The sequence below is a fragment of the Nitrosomonas europaea genome (assembly GCF_900167395.1).
GTDB lineage: Bacteria > Pseudomonadota > Gammaproteobacteria > Burkholderiales > Nitrosomonadaceae > Nitrosomonas > Nitrosomonas europaea.
Genome location: NZ_FUWK01000026.1, coordinates 1 through 19,257, shown reverse-complemented (window position 1 = coordinate 19,257; position 19,257 = coordinate 1). Strand labels below are relative to the sequence as shown.

Here is a 19,257-nt window from a genome sequence, read left to right as displayed (position 1 = left end):
GCAGTGTGTGATCCGGTAACACTGTCACTGAGAAGGATCGGGTGAGTCGGCGGGCATCGCCAGATCGTTTTCCAGCCGATAGAGCCAGGCCAGCAACTCTGCTACGGCGATATACAGTTCCGGTGGAATGTGATCATCCAGATCGACCTGCATCAGCAGTGCCACCAGTTCTGCCGATTCATGCACATACACGCCGGCTTCCTGAGCGCGGCGAATGATTTCTTCAGCAATCAGTCCCCGGCCCTTGGCAACCACCTGGGGAGCAGTCATGCCGCTGTGATAGGCGAGTGCTACTGCTCCGGGAATCGGAGTATGTTCTGGTGGGGCGGGTGAATCAGTCGGTTCGCCCTGATTCTCTTGCCCGGTTGGCTCAGGTCGCTTCATGTTGCTGAATGTCCATCGCACGAATCGTCAGCCCGGTCGTTTGCATGGCGCTTGCCAGCGTAATCTGTTCTTTCCTGAGCTGTCGTGTAATTTCATCGGAATCGGCATCCAGCCGGATTCGCATACCCTGTGGTTCGATCATGATAGTGGCAGTGATTTTTCCCAGATTTGGCAGTTGCAGGTGAATCCGGGTCTGCCAGCGACCTGATTTCCCGGTTTTTTCATTGTCGGCCTGTTCTTTCCCCTGATCATCCGGATATTCGGTGATATCCCATTCCATGGTCTGTCCTGGCCAGATTTCTCCCCGCCACTGGATGGTTCCGGTTTCCAGGGTATGCAGTTGCTGTTGTATCAGTGACACTGCCTGGGATGCGACTGGTGAAGCCGTGGCTGAATCAGTAATCGTTGTGGATACGGTTGCCGGTGCGGGCAGTTTGCCTTGCGGTTCCTGCCGGAGTTGTTGCAGCGAACGGTTGCCGCTGAGCCATTGCACCAGATGAGCTTCGTAGAATAACCCGCTGGCTGACAGTGCTTGCTGCAGTTGAGCGGGCAACTGAATTCTTTCTCTACCGGTAGCGGGTGGTATCGGCAACAGCGGGGCTGCTTCGTTCGCAGTTTTCATGGCAGGTGGGGCAGGCTGGCTCAGCAACTGTGCGATGAGTCTGCCGGCCGGACTGAGTGTTGTCGGGTTATTGCCACCTTGAGTACCGCTGTGCAGCAAGAATTTCAGCCGGGGAGACTGCTCGATCAACGTTAATTCCAGAATATTTCCAGGGTTTGCCGAAGCGGGCATGCGCATTTGCAGCCATCTGCCGGCGACATTGACGAGGGAATGGCCGTTCGTCAGCCGTTCACCGATCTGTGCCCTATATTTCTGGCCCAGAATAAAGGCAGGTGTATCCGATTGTGTGGCATCCGGTACCGGGGTAACTGCACTGACCGGCCGAGTTTGTGAAATTGCATCAGTTGGGGTGGCAGACACAATAACTGCAGAATTGACCGGATTTGAAATCATGGTATCACCTTGATGTAACTGGTTTCGATATCGGACTCGACGGACAGTCCGTGTCAATCATAACCCGGCCTTATCTGGTTGCGTATGATTTCACTCAATTTTTCTGTCGTTGCGAAATTACTGTTGCAGGCCCTGCAAGGGCTTATTAAGGGCTTATTTTTTCCAATCCAGTGGAAACATATATTCATTTTGAATAATCAGATTTTCTTTTCCAGTATCAGGTATTATGGTATTTGTCTGTTTTTTCAATATGATGGTCTATCAATCCGTTCGAGTTACCAAGTGTGTGATAAGACGATTTACTGGTTGCTGCCGGTGTATGCGCTTTTCCTGCTGATAGGTTCCGATGGTGTCAGAGCCGAGGATTGGCTATACACGATTCGTTCAGGGGATAATCTCTGGAACGTGGCAGAACGTCATCTGGTCAGCATGAAATATGTGCCGCGTCTGCAGCAGCTCAACCGCATCCATGATCCGCATCATATTCCGCCAGGCAAGGTAATCCGGATTCCGGTCGAATGGGCGACCCGCCGGCCGGGGGATGCTGAGATCGTTGATTGTTACGGGACGGCAACCCTTAGACGTGCTGCCAGTGCTGAGATTTTACCGGTTACGGAAAAATTGCGTGTGGCAATCGGGGATGAAATCAGTACCGGGCCGGATTCCCAGGTTACACTCGAATTCAGGGATCGATCCCGGCTGCGAGTGGAAAGTGAAAGTAAAATCCGCCTGAAACAGGCCGAGGTACTGGGGCAGGATGGGGTGGTGATGACAGAAGTCGAGCTGGAGTCCGGCCGCACGGTAAATATCGCTCCGCATGGATCGGAGCCTGCCACCCGATTCAGGATACGGACGCCTGCTGCCGTGAGTTCAGTGCGGGGTACCCGTTTTCGTGTAGGGGCGGATAAACAGGATGGCACTACCCGCAGCGAAGTTCTGGAGGGGCTGCTGGAGGTGAGTGCACAGGGACGGAATGTGCAGGTACGAGAGGGGTATGGCACGGTTACGCGGCCGGACCAGTCACCCGTCAGCCCGGTTGAATTATTGCCCGGACCGGATTTTTCCGCGACACCGGATTTGTACGAGAGGGTACCTCTGATCATTTCTCTGAAACCTCTGGCAGGTGCACGTTCGTATCGGGTGCAGATTGCCCTGGATCCTGAGTTCAGGCAGATTTCGACTGATCTGGTCGCGATGAATCTGCCACTGCGCGGTCGTGAACTGGCCGATGGCGATTACTGGCTGCGGGTACGCGGGCAGGATGTGTCGGGACTGGAAGGCAAGGATGGTGTCAAGAAAATCAGGGTACATGCTCGTCCGGAACCGCCATTCATCATGGCACCTCAATCGGGTGCAAGAGTCGGGGATAATCGACCGGTTTTTGAGTGGGCTACCCGGCCGGATATCAAACGTTATCTGATCGAAGTAGATCGTACAGCTGATTTCAGAGAATCAAGAAAATATGAATCTGATTCTCCAGAAGGATATTTCATGTTGTCGGAACCATTGACACCGGGCGAATACTGGTGGCGGATAGCTGCTGAATCCGAGATCATTGGGGTGGGGCCTTACAGTGATTCGGTATCTTTCAAAGTGCCGGTACCGGGTCCGGAACTGGATTCGGTCGAGATCGAGCGTGAAGAAATCAGATTTGCCTGGCCTGCAGGAGAGACGGGTGAACAGTTCCAGTTCCAGATGGCGCGTGATTCCGGATTCGATAACATCATCAGTGATGTCCTGGTCAGTGAACCGAGAGTCGTCATCCCCAATTCTGGTGGTGGCCGTTATTACCTGCGTATCAAACCGATCAGAGCCGATGGTGAAGAAGGGGTATTCGGGCCAGTCCAGTCATTCGAGATTCCGTATCGTTTTCCTTTCTTTCTGCCGTTTCTAGGGTTTATGTAATGGCGGGGTGGGGTATACGCAGTATTACCGGTACCTCTAAACTTCGTGCCGCAATGTTGCTGGTAGTCGTCGGGCTGCTGTCGGTGTCGGGCTGGCTGCAGCGTCTCGATTGGCTGGTTTATGATGAAATCATCAGTCGTCAGTCTTTTCAGCCGGATAGCGATATCGTCATTGTGGCAATCGACGAAGAAAGCCTGCGAACCATTGGTAAATGGCCCTGGTCGCGCGAGCTGCATGCCGGGTTGATCGATCGCCTGAGTCAGATTGGCTCGAATGTGGTAGCACTTGATTTGTTGTTGTCTGAACCCGATGTTGATCATCCGGAAGCCGATAAGCGTCTCAAGACGGCAATTTTTACGCATGGTAATGTCGTGTTGCCGGTTGCACCGGCGCAGAATGCTTCCGGTGACAGATTCTCTCTCATCCAGCCGCTTGCATCGTTACAACGTCGTGCCACGCTTGGTCACGTGGATGTCGAGCTGGATCGGGACGGCGTGGCACGCAGGACTTTTCTGTACGCCGGTATCGATATTCCTGCATTTCCGGCGCTGGGTCTGGCGCTGGCGGATAAAGGCAGTCTGCCGAATCGTATGCGTCTGCTGAGCCGGATGCCCGAGGCAGATAAAACAATCGTGAATACCGGGAATAGCTGGGTGCGTTCGCGTGAAATCATGGTGCCTTTCGCCGGGCCGCCGGGTACTTATCCCCGGATTTCTTATGCCAGATTACTCAATGATGATGATCTGCTGGATGACTTGCGGGGAAAAATCATCATCGTTGGTATGACGGCCACTGGTTTGCAGCAGGGTTTTCTGACACCCGTTTCACTTACCCGGCATAACTATATGAGCGGTGTCGAGTGGCACGCCAGTGTGGTTGACATGCTGCGTAACGGGCGTTCGATTTATCCTGTTCCCGAAATGGTTGCTATCGCGGTGACGGTATTATGGGTGCTGGCGGTATTGCTCGTCGTCAATATCGTACCGGGGCGATTCAGGAGTCTCGTGCTTCTGGTGTCACTCGCAGCAGGTATTGGACTGGTGACGATGCTGCTCGGTGTATTTCATATCTGGCTGCCGCCGGGGGTAGCCCTGATCGGGACACTGGCTGTGTATCCGTTACAGAGTTGGCAACGTATCAATGAGTTCATACAATCGCAATTCATCACCGGATCCTGTCTGCAGGCTGTGTTCGATTCAGTGCAGGAGGGCGTGATTACAGTCGATGCAAAGGGCAACATTCTCTATCTCAATCAGGAGAGTGAACGAATTCTGGGTGCGAGATCGGAACAGCTGATCGGGAAGCCGCTGGAGCAGCTGATCGGGGTGTGTCTGATTCCTGATAAACAGGATAGAGATGTGAATGGCTCTGGATCTGCTGATACACGTCCGGATTCCCGGATACAGCATTGTGTCCTCACGCTGCCTTCCGGGGACAGGCGTACCATTCGCGTGACACATCGGGCGCTGTATGACAGGTGGCGTATTCCGGCGGGTGCCGTGGTAACGATTTCGGATATTTCCGATACGCTGGAGATGAAGCAGCAAATTGCCCGCCAGGCCAATTACGATGTACTGACGATGCTGCCCAGCCGGAATTTTCTGCTTTCCCGTTTTGGTGAACTGGCTGTTTCTGCTCGGCAGCATGGCGCGGCACTGATTGTCTGTCTGGTGTCAGTCGATAATTTCAGTAAGATCAACGATGCTTTCGGTTATCACTCCGGAGATGCTTTGTTGAAAATGATCGCCGACCGGTTGCTTAAACTGGTTTGCAGTGAAGATTTGATTGCCCGCTGGAGCGGGGATGAGTTTATGCTGGTGGTGGACAGGCCAGTGCGGGAAGGCCAGGAACTGCAGTTTGCCAGGAAAGTCCAGGAAACCATCAATCGTAGATTTGAGATCAACGGACAGGAGGTTTTCATCTCGGCGAGCATTGGTATCAGGATATCTTCCCAGCCTGACCAGGTGGATGAAAAGAGTGAAATTTTTCTGGATGAAGCGGTTTCTGCCATGCGGCGTGTCAAACGGCAGGGAGGAAATGGTTTCCAGTTTTATGCTTCGGGGCAGATGAATGCCTGGACGCGTGAGCAGCTCGAATTCGAAAGGGATTTCCGGCTGGCGATCGAGAATCAGGATAAGGCTCTGCATGTTCTGTTCCAGCCCATTGTCGATGTTCAGCAAAAGCGAGTTGTCCACAATGAAGTATTGGTACGCTGGGCCCATCCCACACGTGGATTGTTGTCTCCGGGTGATTTCATTCCGCTTGCCGAACGAGTCGGATTGATCGGACAACTGGGAGATCTGGTGTTGTGGATTTCCTGCAGGATCGCTGCTGATCTGGCAAAGGTAGGGCAGGCAGTCGATATTTCCGTCAATGTGGCTTCACGGCAGTTGCTGCATCCGGATTTTCTGCAGAAGGTGGCTGGTGTGCTGGAACGTACCGGTTTGCCGGCCGGGCGGCTGATGCTGGAAATTACCGAGAGCGCCGTTATCAGCGATTTACCGCGTGCAGCAGAAGCACTGGTGCGCTTGAAGGCATTGGGAGTTGCCATTGCTCTGGATGATTTTGGTACGGGTTATTCTTCACTGAGCCTGCTGCGTGAGTTGCCGCTGGATATTCTGAAAATCGATAAGTCCTTCATCCAAGGCATCGAACAGGACCACCCCGGTGATGAGAAGTTTGATTTTGCAATTGCCCGGGCGATCATCGCGCTGGGTGATAATCTCGGGCTGGGAGTGATTGCAGAAGGTGTGGAAACCGAGAAACACATGGAATTTTTGCGCAAACATCACTGCTATCTGCAACAGGGCTATTATTTCAGCCGCCCGCTATCGACCACCCAGCTGATGCAGTTTATGGGAAGACCGGATTCGATCCGGGTCTGAAGGGGTGGATCGGCCGAGAGGTCGGCACTGTTCATCTTTTACCGGGTGTCCGACTTGAAAATACCGAAGACATGCTTATATTACTGCCAGCATTCATAGAATGTGAACAATCATCGAAGCGGGTATTTTTTAATGATTGAAAATATTCAGACAGAGTGTTTTGGTCGGGTGAGTCACACTGTGTTGGGTGACAGCCTATTTTGTAAATGTTTGTGATTTATGTGGAGGCTATTATGGCAATTACGCGATATGAACCATGGGGATTACTGACACAATTACAACGGGAACTGGAGCGGGCTCGGGATGATATGGCGACCGAGGGAGCTTCAGCAATTGCTGAATGGGCACCGGCAGTCGATATCAAGGAGGAAAGCGATAAGTTTATTGTGCATGCTGACTTACCCGGAGTGAAACCTGAAGCAATCGATGTGACGACAGAAAACGGAGTGCTCACGATCAAGGGTGAAAAGCAGACCGAAGCGAGAACCGAGAAAGAAGGGTATAAACGGGTTGAGCGAACCCATGGTTCTTTTTACCGCCGCTTCAGTCTGCCGGATACTGCCGACCTGGGTGCGATCTCGGCTGTTACCAAAGATGGGGTGCTGGTTGTCACCATCCCCAAGCGGGAAGCAGTTCAACCCAAAAAAGTCAGTGTCACCGCACAATAAAATGGATGACAAACGGGGCTTCCGGGCCCCGTTTGTACGATGGCTGTTGCGTTTACTCCATTCAGCGTGAGCAGATCTGAAACAATCTCAAGTTACAGGAAGTCAGGTAGAATAGCTTTACCAGTGGCCGTTGGCCGTGAATGCCTGGCAGTTTCAGGTGGCTGGGATTTCAGTACCTGATTCAGGATCGCAAAAGGTAGACAAACCAGTCTGGCTTTAGCGAATTTTTATAGAGGAAATTTTAATGAACTTTAAATACTACATCGTTTGTATTCTGGGTCTTAGTACCGCTTTGATCGGTTGCAGCGGACCTCCGGAAGTAAGCGCAGAGAATTGTGCAGGAAGAGGAATGGAAAGAGCATTGGATTTTTACAAGAATAATGAAGCCGAACGGCAGGCATTTATTGATAAGTGCAATGCTTTACCCAAATAAATACAGGTAATACACTTCTTGCTGAGGATTCAGGCTCGGTTTACAGGGTTCTTCTGTAGTGCCATCAGGCCTGAATCGTCAAGTCTGGATTGGCAATGGATTGCAGGGGCTAAAAAGTACAAGCCAAAGTCTTTTCCAGAGTTTCTTTATAATTGAATCGTATGTTTTTCCAGGTTTGTCTAAGCCTTATTCCGTCAGGCGTTTTTTGAGCACTGAGTTGACCTGAGCGGGATTGGCCTTCCCTTTTGAAGTTTTCATTACCTGCCCAACCAGGGAATTGAATGCTTTTTCTTTCCCGGCACGGTAATCGGCCACCTGTTGTGGGTTCGCGGCAAGTACATCATCAACCCATTTCTCAATTTCACTATCATCTGAGATCTGTCTGAGGTTTTTTGCATCGATGATTGTGTCTGCGCTGTCACCGTTACTTTGCCACATGCTGTCGAACACATCCTTGGCTATTTTTCCTGATATGGTGCCGTCAGTAATGCGTAGCAGCAATCCGGCCAGTTGTTCGGGGCTGATCGGGCTCCGGGCGATTTCGAGTCCTTCCTTATTCAACCTCGCGCTGACTTCACCCATGATCCAGTTAGCGCAGAGTTTGCTTTGCCCGGGAAGAACGCTGACCATTTGCTCAAAATAATCTGCGAGCTCACGTGCTGCAGTCAGTATATTTGCATCATAGGTCTGCAGGCCGAAATCCTGAATGTAACGATTACGCTTGTCCTTCGGCAACTCCGGCAGTTTTTCCCTGATCTGATCTATCCATTCCTGGGGAATGATTACTGGCAGTAAATCTGGATCCGGGAAATAGCGGTAATCATGCGCATCTTCTTTACTGCGCATGGTGCGGGTTTCATCCCGATCCGCGTCATACAGGCGGGTTTCCTGGGTGATGCTGCCACCGCTTTCCAGAATGTCGATTTGTCTTGCCACTTCGTAATCGATGGCTCGTTCGAGAAAACGGAATGAATTGAGGTTTTTTATTTCACAGCGCGTTCCGAGTGCTTCCGAGCCCGCAGGCCGTACTGAAACATTGGCATCACAGCGGAATGATCCTTCCTGCATATTGCCGTCGCATATACCGATCCAGCGTACCAGTGAGTGCAGCACTTTTGCGTATGCTACGGCTTCGGCACTACTGCGCATATCCGGTTCCGAGACGATTTCCAGCAGCCCTGTTCCGGCACGGTTCAGGTCGATCCCTGTCATCCCGTGAAATTCTTCGTGCGTCGATTTTCCGGCATCTTCTTCCAGATGGGCGCGAGTCAGGCGTATGGTTTTTTCCTGATCTCCTGTCTGAATGGCGACATGTCCGCCTTCAACGATCGGGTGTTCCAGCTGACTGATCTGGTAGCCTTTGGGTAAATCGGGATAAAAGTAGTTTTTCCGTGCGAAAACAGAGGGTGAGTTGATAGTTGCATCGATTGCCAGGCCAAACCGGATGGCATATTCGATTGCTTGCCGGTTTAATACCGGCAATACTCCGGGAAGGGCGATATCCACGGCACAGGCTTGTGAATTCGGCTCGGCGCCGTATGCTACCGATGCACCGGAAAAAATTTTGGATCGGGTTGATAACTGTGCGTGTATCTCAAGGCCGATGACAGTTTCCCATTGCATGATCAGCTAATCCTTTTGCTTTTAATCGTTTGCTGTTAGAAAACAGGGACGTATCTCAGTTACTGGTTTCCGGCGGAGTGAGTTCGTGCCAGTTTGTTACCTGCTGGTAGCGGTGGGCGACATTCAGCATTTGTGCTTCCCTGAAATAGTTTCCGATGATATGTAAACCTACCGGCCTGTTTTTACTGCCGAATCCGGCCGGTATCGACATACCCGGCAATCCTGCCAGGCTGGCGGTACTGGTATAGATGTCGGACAGGTACATCTGGATGGGGTCATCGCATTTCTCGCCAATATTGAATGCCACGGTAGGTGTAGTCGGCCCCATGATCAGGTCGCACTGTTCAAAAGCTTTCCTGAAATCCTCGGCAATCAGGCGGCGTAATTTCTGAGCCTGAAGGTAGTAGGCGTCATAATAGCCGTGGGATAATACATAAGTACCAATGAGAATGCGGCGCTTCACTTCTTCACCGAATCCTTCTGCCCGGGTTTTGGTATATAAATCTTCCAGACTGCTGTATTGTGCGGTGCGATAGCCATATCGCACGCCATCGAAACGCGACAGATTGCTGGATGCTTCAGCAGGTGCGAGCACATAGTAAACCGGGACGGCAAGCTTGCTGTTCGGCAGGGAAACCTCGACAAATGTTGCACCCAGTTTGCGATACTCTGCCAGAGCGGCTTCAATCACGTTGGAAACATCGCTGCTCATGCCTTCCGCAAAAAATTCCTTCGGCAGACCGATGCGCAACCCGTTCACCGGTTTTTCCAGATCTTGCGTATAGTTTTCTTCTGCTCGTTGCAGACTGGTTGAATCACGCTCATCAAATCCGACCATGGTATTCAACAACAAGGCCAGGTCTTCAGCAGATTTGGCCATGGGTCCGCCCTGGTCCAGGCTGGAGGCAAATGCGATCATGCCGTAGCGGGAAACCAGGCCATAAGTGGGTTTGATTCCACTGATTCCGCATAATGCAGCCGGTTGACGAATGGAGCCCCCCGTATCAGAACCAGTTGCCGCTGGCGCCAGTCTGGCTGCTACTGCGCAGGCTGAGCCGCCCGAGCTGCCACCCGGTACGGCCAATCTGTCCCAGGGATTTTTTACCGGACCATAATAGGATGTCTCGTTACTTGATCCCATGGCGAACTCATCCATATTGGTTTTACCCAGATTCACCATGCCTGCCTGATCGAATCGTTCCACCACGGTGGCATCATAGGGTGAAACAAAATTTGAGAGCATTTTTGATCCGCAGGTGGTCAGCCATCCCCTGGCGCAGAAAATATCTTTTTGTGCAATGGGTATTCCGGTGAGAGGAGTCGATCGTCCTGCAGCAATCATCTTGTCGGCAACGTTGGCCTGATCCAGACTTTTTTCCTCATCGATAGTGATAAAGGCATTCAGATCAGGATTAAGCGCTTTGATGCGGGATAAAAACTCACTGGTGAGTTCGGTGCTGGATATTTTCTTTTCTGAGAGCAACAAGGAAAGCTGCCTGAGGCTGGCATTTAACATGTGTCAGTGCAGTGGAATATATTGGAAATAGACGGGCAAAAATGCGGATTTTACAGTCTGCGTTATTCGATTACTTTGGGAACCAGGTAGTATCCATCCTCGATCTGAGGAGCAACTGATTGAAACAGAGTACGCTGATCGGATTCAGTGACAATATCTTCACGTAACCTTTGCACCATATCCTGAGAATGGCTCATTGGCTTGATTCCCTGCGTATCAACTGCCCGCATTTGTTCGATCAGATCAAATATTCCGGATAATCGGACCAGATTCTGCTGAGCATCCGTTTCGCTGATTTCAATGCGGGCGAGCTTTGCAACACGTTTGATATCGTTCAGTGACAAGGTCATATTTTGAAGCTTTCTATTTATACCAAGACAGCTAATAGAGTATCATGCACACCTGTCAAACGTATATTTTTATGTGTCTGTGGCGCTTGTTCCAAGGCCAGACTTACAAAATTCCTGCTGAGCAATAAACATACCGGACCTGTCATACTGGAATCGTCATGCTTAACTTCCTGAACAACAATTTTCTGGGTAACTATTTTTCGACGGACATGGCGGTTGATCTTGGCACAGCCAATACACTGATCTACGTTCGTGGCCATGGTATCGTGCTGAATGAACCTTCGGTAGTTGCTATACGTCATGAAGGTGGCCTGGGCGGCAAACGCATGATTCAGCAGGTAGGGCTGGCAGCAAAACAAATGCTGGGCCGGACCCCGGGAAACATTACGGCAATCCGGCCGATGAAGGACGGTGTCATTGCTGACTTTACCGTGACCGAACAGATGCTCAAGCAATTCATCAGAAAAGCTCATCCTCCTCGTTTGTTTTCTGCAAATCCGCGAATTGTCATTTCGGTGCCCTGTGGTTCGACGCAGGTGGAGCGGCGTGCTATCCGAGAGGCTGCTTACGGAGCGGGCGCACGCAAAGTCGAATTGATCGAGGAACCCATGGCTGCTGCGCTGGGGGCTGATTTACCTGTCGAAACGCCAACCGGCTGTATGGTAGTCGATATTGGGGGGGGTACGACCGAAGTCGCCGTGATTTCACTGGGCGGGGTTGTCTACTCCAATTCGGTGCGAGTGGGGGGGGACAGATTCGATGAGGCAATCATCAATTACATTCGCCGTAATTACGGAATTATGATCGGTGAAGTCACGGCAGAAATCATCAAATCAGAAATCGGTTCTGCTTATCCAGGTTCGGAGGTCCGTGAAATAGAGGTGAAAGGGCGTAATCTGGCCGAGGGTATTCCGCGCAGTTTCACGATTTCCAGTAATGAAATTCTGGAGGCATTGGCTGAACCGCTGAACAGTATTGTCAGTGCGGTTAAAACCGCTTTGGAGCAAACGCCTCCTGAACTTGGTTCCGATATTGCGGAAATGGGGATGGTGATGACGGGGGGCGGTGCATTGCTGCACGATATCGATCGTCTGCTGATGGAGGAGACAGGATTGTCCGTCATTATTGCCGATGACCCACTTACCTGTGTTGTGCGGGGTGCGGGAATCGCTCTGGAGAGTATTGATCATTCAGTTGGGATTTTTGCCAGAGACTATTGATACCTCTTCGAGGTAAGCGTGCCTGGTTACAGATATGCTTATCTTCTTTTACGATAAAAGTTTTTTATAGCGTGAGTTATTGGGTACTTCGAATCTGATGCCGCTACTGCAATCTGCTCGTATCAGATTGAAAAACATTCCTTTGCAAACCTTGATGACCGATTTGCCGAAATGGTGAGTTTGGTGAAACAGGTTGATCGTTTCGAGTTCCAGTTCTTTTTCAGCAATGTTACCGTGTGGCGTTGTATCTCGGGAGCTTTGGTATACTGATGTATTATATGCCATTTATTTAAGCTTCCTGGTTGTCGGCGATCCTGTTTACAGACATCAGGCCCAGTTTATCGATTTGGGTACAGGAACAAATGCTGAGAGGCTACATGCACACTCCCCCGCAGTTCTTCAAGGTAGGTCCGAGCCCGCTGACACGGATGTTTTTCTTTGTATTGTTATCTGTCTTCATAATGATCGCTGATTCCCGATCAGATTTTATTGCTGAAGCAAGGCGTGTGATTGGGGTCGCTATTTCTCCGTTGCAGAAACTGGCGTATCTGCCTTTTTCCCTGCAGGAGAAGGTGGATCAGTATATTTCGGACTTCAAGCTCATCGAGGAGATTGATCATCTCAGGCGTGAATACCTGACCAGCCGGCATGATTTCTTCCGGTTACAGGCATTGGCGAGTGAGAATGAGCATTTGCGCGCACTGCTTGGGGCTGCCAGGCAAACAGAAATTCAGACAGTTCTGGCGGAGATACTTTATACACCGCGTGATCCTTTCAGTCGTAAGATAACATTGGGTAAAGGAAGCTCGAATGGGGTCAAACCGGGGCAGGTCGTTATCGACGATCTCGGTGTGATCGGCCAGGTAACACGGGTTTTTCCCTGGACATCAGAAGTGACGTTGATCACAGATAAGAATCACATGGTTCCTGTGCAGATCGATCGTAATGGTTTGAGAACGGTGATCTCCGGGGCTGGCAAAAACAGTGAACTGGAGCTGCGTTTTTTATCGATCAATACAGATATCCGGGAAGGTGATTTGTTGGCCACCTCGGGGATCGGTGGTGTTTACCCGCCTGGTCTGCCTGTGGGGCGGGTGGCTCATATCGAATATGATCGTTCACATAAGTTTGCGCGTATCATATGTGTCCCCGTAGCGGGTGTGGATCGTCACAGGCAGGTGCTCGTCCTGATCGGCTCTGTGCCCACTCCGGAAATTTCAGATAACCCTGAATCCTATGCGCCCCAGAAAAACCGGCAAACCAAGAATCACGGAACATGATTACGTTGCCCAGGAATTTTCTCTTCCTGCAAGAAGATCGCTGGTTTATCTGAATCTGATAATGGCAGTGTTAGTCAACCTGATGCCATTTGATAAGGTGATACTGGTTTTGCGCCCGGATTTCGTGGCTTTGACACTGCTTTACTGGAATATTCACCAGCCGCAGCAGGCAGGTATGGGTATTGCTTTCTTGTGCGGGCTGGTAATGGATGTCGTCGATACCAGTATTATGGGACAGCACGCAATTGCTTATTGTCTAATGACATTTTTTGCCCTGATTTTGCATCGGCGCTTGCGGCTGTTCAGTGCTTTCCGGCAGATTCCTGCCGTTTTATGGATACTGTTACTCGGTCAGGCGATGATATTCCTGACTGGAATTCTGGCGGGTACTTATATTCCCGAATGGTATTTTTTTCTTGGCAGTGTAACTGGAGCACTATGCTGGCCCCTGTTCGTATTTTTGTTGGGGAGTTTTCGAAAACAGCGAATCGAACCTGATGAAATATGAACAATACCGTAGAACTGCGTGACCATACACGAGAGATTCGGCTTTTTCGTATCAGACTGGCTATCTGTGCAGTCATCGTCATCATTTTGTTCGGTTTGTTATTTAGCCGTTTTTTCTATTTGCAAGTATCACAGGGTGAACACTATACGACACTTGCAGAAGCAAATCGTATTACTATTCAGCCACTGACGCCTAACCGGGGGCTGATATTTGATCGCAACGGAGAAATTCTGGCTCAGAATTACACGGCCTACACTCTGGAAATAGTTCCCGATCAGGTTAAAAATCTCGAGTCAGCTATTGATGAGCTGGCAACTGTAGTCGAAATCACACCCGAAGATCGCAGGCGCTTCAACAAGCTGAAGCGGGAAAGTACGCGATTTAAGAGTCTGCCCATACGTTCCCGCCTGACAGACATCGAAGTGGCCCGGTTTGCGGAAAATCAATATCGTTTTCCCGGAATGGATATCAAGGCACATCCACTCAGACATTACCCGAGGGGAGAGTTGGTTTCTCATGTGATTGGCTATATTGGCCGTATCAATGATAAGGATCTGGAACAGTTTGAAGCTGATAAACGGCTCAAGAATTACCGTGGTTCTACGCACACCGGGCGTATTGGTATCGAGAAGAGCTATGAAAATGCTTTACATGGGCAGACGGGTTTTGAACAGGTTGAGACGGATGCCGTTGGCCGCCCTGTACGTACCTTATCCCGAGTTGCGCCGGTTGCCGGGAACGATCTTACACTTTCTCTCGATATTGGCCTGCAGCAGGCAGCCGTACAGGCCTTTGGGGATTATCGCGGTGCTCTGGTTGCACTGGATCCATCCAATGGGGAAATCCTTGCTTTTGTCAGCAAACCGGGTTTTGATCCCAATCTGTTCGTTGATGGCATCGATCATGCCAACTGGCGTTTGCTCAATGAATCCATTGACAGACCGTTGAACAACCGCGCATTGCGCGGTGTGTACCCTCCCGGTTCCACTTTCAAGCCATTTATGGCACTGGCCGGACTGGAGCTGGGTAAACGTTCTATTCGTTACGCATTCAATGATCCAGGCTTCTTCAGTTTGCCCGGTAGCTCGCACCGTTTTCGTGACTGGAAACCCGGAGGGCATGGCTGGGTTGATTTGCGTAAATCTCTGGTGATTTCATGTGATACCTATTACTACATGCTTGCCCATGATCTGGGTATTACCAATATTCATAATTTCATCGGACAATTTGGTTTTGGCAGGGAGATCGGTATCGATATTCCTGGAGAAGTCCGTGGACTGTTGCCTTCGCCGGAATGGAAGAAGAAGCGATTCAAACAGAACTGGTTGCCGGGCGATACGATTTCGGTGGGTATCGGTCAGGGATTCAATTTATCCACTCCATTTCAGCTGACCTTTGCAATGATGCTGCTGGCCAATGATGGCAGGGCTTACAAGCCTCATTTCGTTAAACAGCAGGTAGATCACAACAAACATCTTGTTGAGGATAATTTTGTAGAAGAAATGTACCGGCTCAATTTGAAGCAGGAGTACCTGGATTATGTCAAACAGGCGCTAACAGATGTGACACGCCCTGGTGGTACGGCTTCCCGGGCGGGTGCCAATGCAGCCTACACTTTTGCTGGCAAAACCGGTACTTCCCAGGTAATCAATATCAAACAAGGGGAGCGTTACAATGCCAGCAGAATCAATGAGCGGCATCGCGATCATGCCTTGTTTACAGCTTTCGCGCCTGCTGAAGATCCGAAAATCGTTCTGACGGTGTTGGTTGAGAACGGTGGTTCAGGTGGATCAACCGCAGCACCCATTGCACGTAAGGTACTGGATTATTTTTTTCTGGGCAAAATGCCTGAACCGGCAGAAAAGGCGGGATAAAGAATATATACCACTCTCGCAGCGATTCGATTTCGGCAATGGAGAAAGCAATTTCATGATTGCCGTAAATTTTGCTGATTAGCTGTGAATTTCAGGATTCTGGTCACAATATGATCACTCTGGATATCAAAAAGATATGGTACTACTTCACTCGCTATATCGATAATTTTCTGCTTGCCGGAATTTTTCTGCTCATGCTGACCGGATTAATCGTGCTGTATAGTGCTACCGGCGGGAATCTTACCCGGGTAATCAGCCAACTGATTAACATGATTGTTGCATTTGTGGTGATGTGGACGGTAGCCAATATTCCGCTCCAGAGGATTATGCGGCTCGCTTTTCCAATTTATGTAATGGGTATCATTCTGCTGGTTGCCGTAGCGTTGTTTGGCGAGGTGCAGAATGGAGCGCGTCGCTGGTTGAATCTTGGGTTTATTAATATTCAGCCCTCGGAACTGCTCAAAATTGCAGCACCACTCATGATGTCGTGGTATTTCGACAAGGCTCACATCACATTGCGCTGGCGTGATTATGTTGTGGCAGTGCTGATTTTACTGTTGCCAGTTTTATTGATTGCGCGCCAACCTGATCTGGGCACTGCCCTACTTATCTTGATCAGTGGTTTTTATGTGATTTTTCTGGCGGGCTTATCGTGGCGGATTATAGTCGGTCTGGCAGTTGCGGTAGCGGTGAGTCTGCCTTTACTCTGGACTTTCGGTATGCACGATTATCAGCGTAAACGGGTCATGACCATGCTTGATCCTTCACAAGATGCTTTGGGTGCCGGTTATCATACGATACAATCCAGCATTGCTATTGGGTCAGGAGGAATCTCAGGTAAAGGGTGGCTGAAAGGCACCCAATCCCAGCTTGACTTTCTGCCCGAACCCAGTACAGATTTCATCTTTTCAGTATTTTCGGAAGAATTCGGGCTGATTGGTAACAGTTTGTTACTGTCGCTTTACCTGATAGTAATCGGACGTTGCCTGGTGATTACGGCAAGAGCGCCAACACGGTTTACAAGGCTGGTTGCCGGATCGATTACCTTAACTTTTTTCACTTACGTGTTCGTCAATATGGGTATGGTAAGTGGTATTTTGCCCGTTGTTGGAATACCACTGCCGCTCATCAGTTACGGTGGGACTTCCATGGTTACTATATTGCTGGGATTTGGAATTCTCATGAGCATTCATACCCATCCAAAACTTGTTAAAACGTAAAAATATGAAAATAAATTTTGATTTCTGTTTTGCAATCACGCATAAAAATACGCTGTTTGTTCTTCTTGCTGTCATGGTGGTGCTCATAGTTTCTGCCTGCAGCAACACTCCGCGATTGGGTCAATCATCCACACATTCACATACCAGAGCGGGAGGGGGGTATTATCTTGATGATGGCCCGGAACAGAATCCTCCTTCAAACCTTGATTCTGTTCCTGATGCAGTTCCTCGTATCGAACCCCTGAAAACTACTACGATGCGTCCCTATGTTGCGTTGGGTAAAACCTACACACCCATGACTGCGCTCAAGCCTTATAAGGCTCGTGGTCACGCTTCATGGTACGGTAAGCGCTATCATGGTAAACGTACAGCCTCCGGAGAAATTTATGATATGTATTCCATGACTGCGGCTCACCCGACCTTGCCTATACCAAGTTATGTGCGTGTTACAAATTTGCAGAATGGAAACTCTGCGGTCGTTCGTATCAATGACAGAGGTCCATTTCTGGAAAATCGTCTCATTGATCTATCTTATGTGGCGGCCTATAAACTTGGTGTCCTGGCAAACGGTAGTGCTCGGGTAGAGGTTGAAAGTATCATTCCCGGCCGTTTCGGCAGTGCTGATCCTCCTGCTATGACACGGAAACAGACGAGTGGGGAGCCAAAAGTAGCTTCCAGTGGGGATAATGGGAAATTTTATTTGCAGCTTGCTGCATTCGGATCGGCACATAATGCGCAGTCTTATCTGATGCAACTAAAGTCAGAGTTTCCTTCGATTACTCAGCAAACTCATATCAATCAGGCAAATGGACTGCATAAGATATTCGTAGGGCCGTTTCATGACTTGGAGGCTGCTAATCGAACAGCAAATATCATTACTACAGCCGGATCTCCAGAACCGATATTGGTGCGACATACTTACTGATATTAGCAATCTGTCAGGCTTGTTGAGGGCTGAGTCATTTTTGATTTCAAGCCCGGAGTCTGGGTTGAGAAAAGGCAACGCAAGTGGGTTTGATTGCAAATTCCATGTCTTTAATCTCATTATTCCTGTTGTTACAGATGCGGTACGGTTATGTGCCCCAGATTATGTGAGACAGATCAACAGTCTCCATACTCCGGTGGTTTGTGCGATTCTTAAGGAGAACTGACGAAAATTTGGAAAATGTGGATTTGGTGGCCTGCTTGCGCCGTAGTGTCTGGATGCTCTCATGAACGGCGCAGCTTTCCTGGCTTGTGTGGGAACCCAGCTCTGTCCTGCCCTCAAGTCAGGTGATATCGTCGTCTGCAACAATTGGGCAGCTACAAGGTCGCCGGCGTTCGATCAAGGACAAAGGCGCAAAAATCTTTTATCTACCGCCCTATTCTTCTGACTTCAATCCCATTGAGCAGGCCTTTTCCAAAATCAAGATCCTCCTGCGTAAAGCTGTTGAACGATCCTTTGATGCCTCTAGAATACCGCAGCTACTTCGCCAACTCCGGGTATGTATCTCTAAGTATCTAACTAAACGAGAAATGCCTTGGCTCGGATCCCAAGTCTGCAGTCCTTGATTTTGGTCAGTATTACTCCTTTAGGTAGGAGAGTAATCAGTTTAGTAAAGCAATCCAGCGGTTCCGGATGACATTCATCTCTCCCGATGGCAATTATAGCGGTACGATAATCAAAGGGACTTGCTTAAAGTTACTTGGAATAGTAGACATGATCTTGGGTAATTTACTACCCGGCTCGTTACTCCTGCTTTCACCTTTCTCGCGTGCTTTCAGAACACACTTATTTTCATTCTGATTTCAATCCCGGTCTTTTTTGTCGCTGCCATCGTTTTAGTTTGTATGGTGTCTTGCAATTTCTTTCGGCAGCTGTCGGTTCCACTTCCAAACAGTAAATTGTTATTAAAGATAAATATAATAACCTATATCCATAATCCCGAGATGGTTAATTTCTCTTGAGTGGTGTGAGTAATTTTTGTGATGGTTGTGGGATGGGTTGATTATTTTAACTGATTGATTTTTTGATATTCTACTGATGCTGCTGGTTGTTTGGATAAAAAAGGGCTTGACTAAAAAGGTCAAGGTGACTAGCCTTTCAGATGTATCTGGCGGAGGTATTGGAGCTTTGCCGGAACAAAACGAGAAATACGGAGTCGAAAATCAAGCGGAGACCATGATGTTATTGTGGTTTCTTTGCGATAGTGAGTGATGAAAAGTTTAGTTTTCATCACTGGTTTTAACAAAATGTGGTGAATAGGAGGATAAAGAGATGGCAACTACGTTAGGAACGAGCAGTGCCTCATCAGTCTCGTCGAGAGGCTATGACATGTCACTGTGGTATGACTCCAAATTTTACAAATTTGGCATGATTACCATGCTTCTGGTGGC

The 19,257-nt window shown here is 49.4% G+C and carries 17 protein-coding genes; 12 read left to right on the top strand and 5 right to left on the bottom strand.

Annotated features, from left to right (window positions below):
* Nucleotides 1-24 precede the first annotated feature (24 nt).
* Both B5D58_RS08885 and fliK read right to left on the bottom strand, forming a co-directional pair.
* Nucleotides 25-384, bottom strand: coding sequence for an EscU/YscU/HrcU family type III secretion system export apparatus switch protein (locus B5D58_RS08885; RefSeq protein WP_011112587.1), 360 nt, complete (start codon nt 382-384; stop codon nt 25-27).
* Complete coding sequence (fliK, locus tag B5D58_RS08880; protein ID WP_011112586.1) at nt 371-1,399, bottom strand: flagellar hook-length control protein FliK; 1,029 nt, start codon at nt 1,397-1,399, stop codon at nt 371-373. The genes B5D58_RS08885 and fliK overlap by 14 nt, the downstream gene beginning before the upstream one ends.
* Nucleotides 1,400-1,681: 282 nt before the next feature.
* Between fliK and B5D58_RS08875 the strand changes: the two genes are divergently transcribed.
* The 4 genes from B5D58_RS08875 to trbK all read left to right on the top strand — a co-directional run bounded on the left by B5D58_RS08875 (nt 1,682) and on the right by trbK (nt 7,290).
* Nucleotides 1,682-3,304, top strand: coding sequence for a FecR family protein (locus tag B5D58_RS08875; RefSeq protein ID WP_158297472.1), 1,623 nt, complete (start codon nt 1,682-1,684; stop codon nt 3,302-3,304).
* Entirely contained in the window at nt 3,304-6,189 is a 2,886-nt protein-coding gene (locus B5D58_RS08870) for an EAL domain-containing protein (protein ID WP_011112584.1), read from the top strand. Before B5D58_RS08875 ends, B5D58_RS08870 begins: the two co-directional genes overlap by 1 nt.
* A 233-nt stretch (nt 6,190-6,422) precedes the next feature.
* Nucleotides 6,423-6,857, top strand: a complete 435-nt coding sequence (locus B5D58_RS08865; protein WP_011112583.1) for an Hsp20/alpha crystallin family protein — start codon at nt 6,423-6,425, stop codon at nt 6,855-6,857.
* 244 nt (nt 6,858-7,101) lie between these two features.
* Complete coding sequence (gene trbK / locus B5D58_RS08860; RefSeq protein ID WP_074671278.1) at nt 7,102-7,290, top strand: entry exclusion lipoprotein TrbK; 189 nt, start codon at nt 7,102-7,104, stop codon at nt 7,288-7,290.
* A 186-nt stretch (nt 7,291-7,476) separates the two neighbouring features.
* Here trbK and gatB read toward each other — a convergent pair whose 3' ends face one another.
* The 3 genes from gatB to gatC all read right to left on the bottom strand — a co-directional run bounded on the left by gatB (nt 7,477) and on the right by gatC (nt 10,779).
* Nucleotides 7,477-8,913 carry an Asp-tRNA(Asn)/Glu-tRNA(Gln) amidotransferase subunit GatB gene (gene gatB, locus B5D58_RS08855; protein ID WP_011112582.1) on the bottom strand — a complete coding sequence of 479 codons (1,437 nt, stop codon included), beginning with the start codon at nt 8,911-8,913 and terminating at the stop codon, nt 7,477-7,479.
* A gap of 55 nt (nt 8,914-8,968) precedes the next feature.
* Nucleotides 8,969-10,429 carry an Asp-tRNA(Asn)/Glu-tRNA(Gln) amidotransferase subunit GatA gene (gene gatA / locus B5D58_RS08850; protein ID WP_011112581.1) on the bottom strand — a complete coding sequence of 487 codons (1,461 nt, stop codon included), beginning with the start codon at nt 10,427-10,429 and terminating at the stop codon, nt 8,969-8,971.
* A gap of 62 nt (nt 10,430-10,491) precedes the next feature.
* Nucleotides 10,492-10,779, bottom strand: coding sequence for an Asp-tRNA(Asn)/Glu-tRNA(Gln) amidotransferase subunit GatC (gene gatC / locus B5D58_RS08845; RefSeq protein ID WP_011112580.1), 288 nt, complete (start codon nt 10,777-10,779; stop codon nt 10,492-10,494).
* 158 nt (nt 10,780-10,937) lie between these two features.
* Between gatC and B5D58_RS08840 the strand changes: the two genes are divergently transcribed.
* The 8 genes from B5D58_RS08840 (at nt 10,938) to B5D58_RS13895 (ending at nt 19,078) form a co-directional block, all read left to right on the top strand.
* Nucleotides 10,938-11,999, top strand: a complete 1,062-nt coding sequence (locus B5D58_RS08840; RefSeq protein ID WP_011112579.1) for a rod shape-determining protein — start codon at nt 10,938-10,940, stop codon at nt 11,997-11,999.
* 377 nt (nt 12,000-12,376) lie between these two features.
* Nucleotides 12,377-13,279: a rod shape-determining protein MreC gene (gene mreC, locus B5D58_RS08830; protein WP_041357268.1), complete on the top strand. Its 903-nt coding sequence runs from the start codon at nt 12,377-12,379 to the stop codon at nt 13,277-13,279.
* Entirely contained in the window at nt 13,236-13,787 is a 552-nt protein-coding gene (gene mreD, locus B5D58_RS08825; protein ID WP_011112577.1) for a rod shape-determining protein MreD, read from the top strand. The genes mreC and mreD overlap by 44 nt, the downstream gene beginning before the upstream one ends.
* On the top strand, nt 13,784-15,661 hold the full coding sequence (mrdA, locus tag B5D58_RS08820) for a penicillin-binding protein 2 (RefSeq protein ID WP_011112576.1): 1,878 nt from the start codon (nt 13,784-13,786) through the stop codon (nt 15,659-15,661). Before mreD ends, mrdA begins: the two co-directional genes overlap by 4 nt.
* 110 nt (nt 15,662-15,771) lie before the next feature.
* The gene (gene rodA / locus B5D58_RS08815; RefSeq protein ID WP_011112575.1) at nt 15,772-16,881 is read left to right on the top strand and encodes a rod shape-determining protein RodA; all 1,110 of its coding nucleotides are present in this window, start codon (nt 15,772-15,774) and stop codon (nt 16,879-16,881) included.
* Nucleotides 16,882-16,885: 4 nt separating this feature from the next.
* Nucleotides 16,886-17,806 carry a septal ring lytic transglycosylase RlpA family protein gene (locus B5D58_RS08810; protein ID WP_011112574.1) on the top strand — a complete coding sequence of 307 codons (921 nt, stop codon included), beginning with the start codon at nt 16,886-16,888 and terminating at the stop codon, nt 17,804-17,806.
* A gap of 311 nt (nt 17,807-18,117) precedes the next feature.
* A complete protein-coding gene (locus B5D58_RS14440; RefSeq protein ID WP_074671281.1) occupies nt 18,118-18,432 on the top strand; it encodes a transposase in 315 nt (104 codons plus the stop codon).
* A gap of 472 nt (nt 18,433-18,904) precedes the next feature.
* Entirely contained in the window at nt 18,905-19,078 is a 174-nt protein-coding gene (locus B5D58_RS13895; RefSeq protein ID WP_158297462.1) for a hypothetical protein, read from the top strand.
* Nucleotides 19,079-19,257 lie beyond the last annotated feature (179 nt).

What these genes read in the sequence shown, in the direction of transcription:
- gatC (WP_011112580.1), bottom strand. Translation starts at nt 10,779, where the DNA reads ATGACCTTGTCACTGAACGATATCAAACGTGTTGCAAAGCTCGCCCGC.
- B5D58_RS08840 (WP_011112579.1), top strand. Translation starts at nt 10,938, where the DNA reads ATGCTTAACTTCCTGAACAACAATTTTCTGGGTAACTATTTTTCGACG.
- mreD (WP_011112577.1), top strand. Translation starts at nt 13,236, where the DNA reads ATGCGCCCCAGAAAAACCGGCAAACCAAGAATCACGGAACATGATTAC.
- B5D58_RS13895 (WP_158297462.1), top strand. Translation starts at nt 18,905, where the DNA reads ATGCTGCTGGTTGTTTGGATAAAAAAGGGCTTGACTAAAAAGGTCAAG.
- B5D58_RS08870 (WP_011112584.1), top strand. Translation starts at nt 3,304, where the DNA reads ATGGCGGGGTGGGGTATACGCAGTATTACCGGTACCTCTAAACTTCGT.
- B5D58_RS08885 (WP_011112587.1), bottom strand. Translation starts at nt 384, where the DNA reads ATGAAGCGACCTGAGCCAACCGGGCAAGAGAATCAGGGCGAACCGACT.
- fliK (WP_011112586.1), bottom strand. Translation starts at nt 1,399, where the DNA reads ATGATTTCAAATCCGGTCAATTCTGCAGTTATTGTGTCTGCCACCCCA.
- mrdA (WP_011112576.1), top strand. Translation starts at nt 13,784, where the DNA reads ATGAACAATACCGTAGAACTGCGTGACCATACACGAGAGATTCGGCTT.
- trbK (WP_074671278.1), top strand. Translation starts at nt 7,102, where the DNA reads ATGAACTTTAAATACTACATCGTTTGTATTCTGGGTCTTAGTACCGCT.
- rodA (WP_011112575.1), top strand. Translation starts at nt 15,772, where the DNA reads ATGATCACTCTGGATATCAAAAAGATATGGTACTACTTCACTCGCTAT.
- mreC (WP_041357268.1), top strand. Translation starts at nt 12,377, where the DNA reads ATGCACACTCCCCCGCAGTTCTTCAAGGTAGGTCCGAGCCCGCTGACA.
- gatA (WP_011112581.1), bottom strand. Translation starts at nt 10,429, where the DNA reads ATGTTAAATGCCAGCCTCAGGCAGCTTTCCTTGTTGCTCTCAGAAAAG.
- gatB (WP_011112582.1), bottom strand. Translation starts at nt 8,913, where the DNA reads ATGCAATGGGAAACTGTCATCGGCCTTGAGATACACGCACAGTTATCA.
- B5D58_RS08810 (WP_011112574.1), top strand. Translation starts at nt 16,886, where the DNA reads ATGAAAATAAATTTTGATTTCTGTTTTGCAATCACGCATAAAAATACG.
- B5D58_RS08865 (WP_011112583.1), top strand. Translation starts at nt 6,423, where the DNA reads ATGGCAATTACGCGATATGAACCATGGGGATTACTGACACAATTACAA.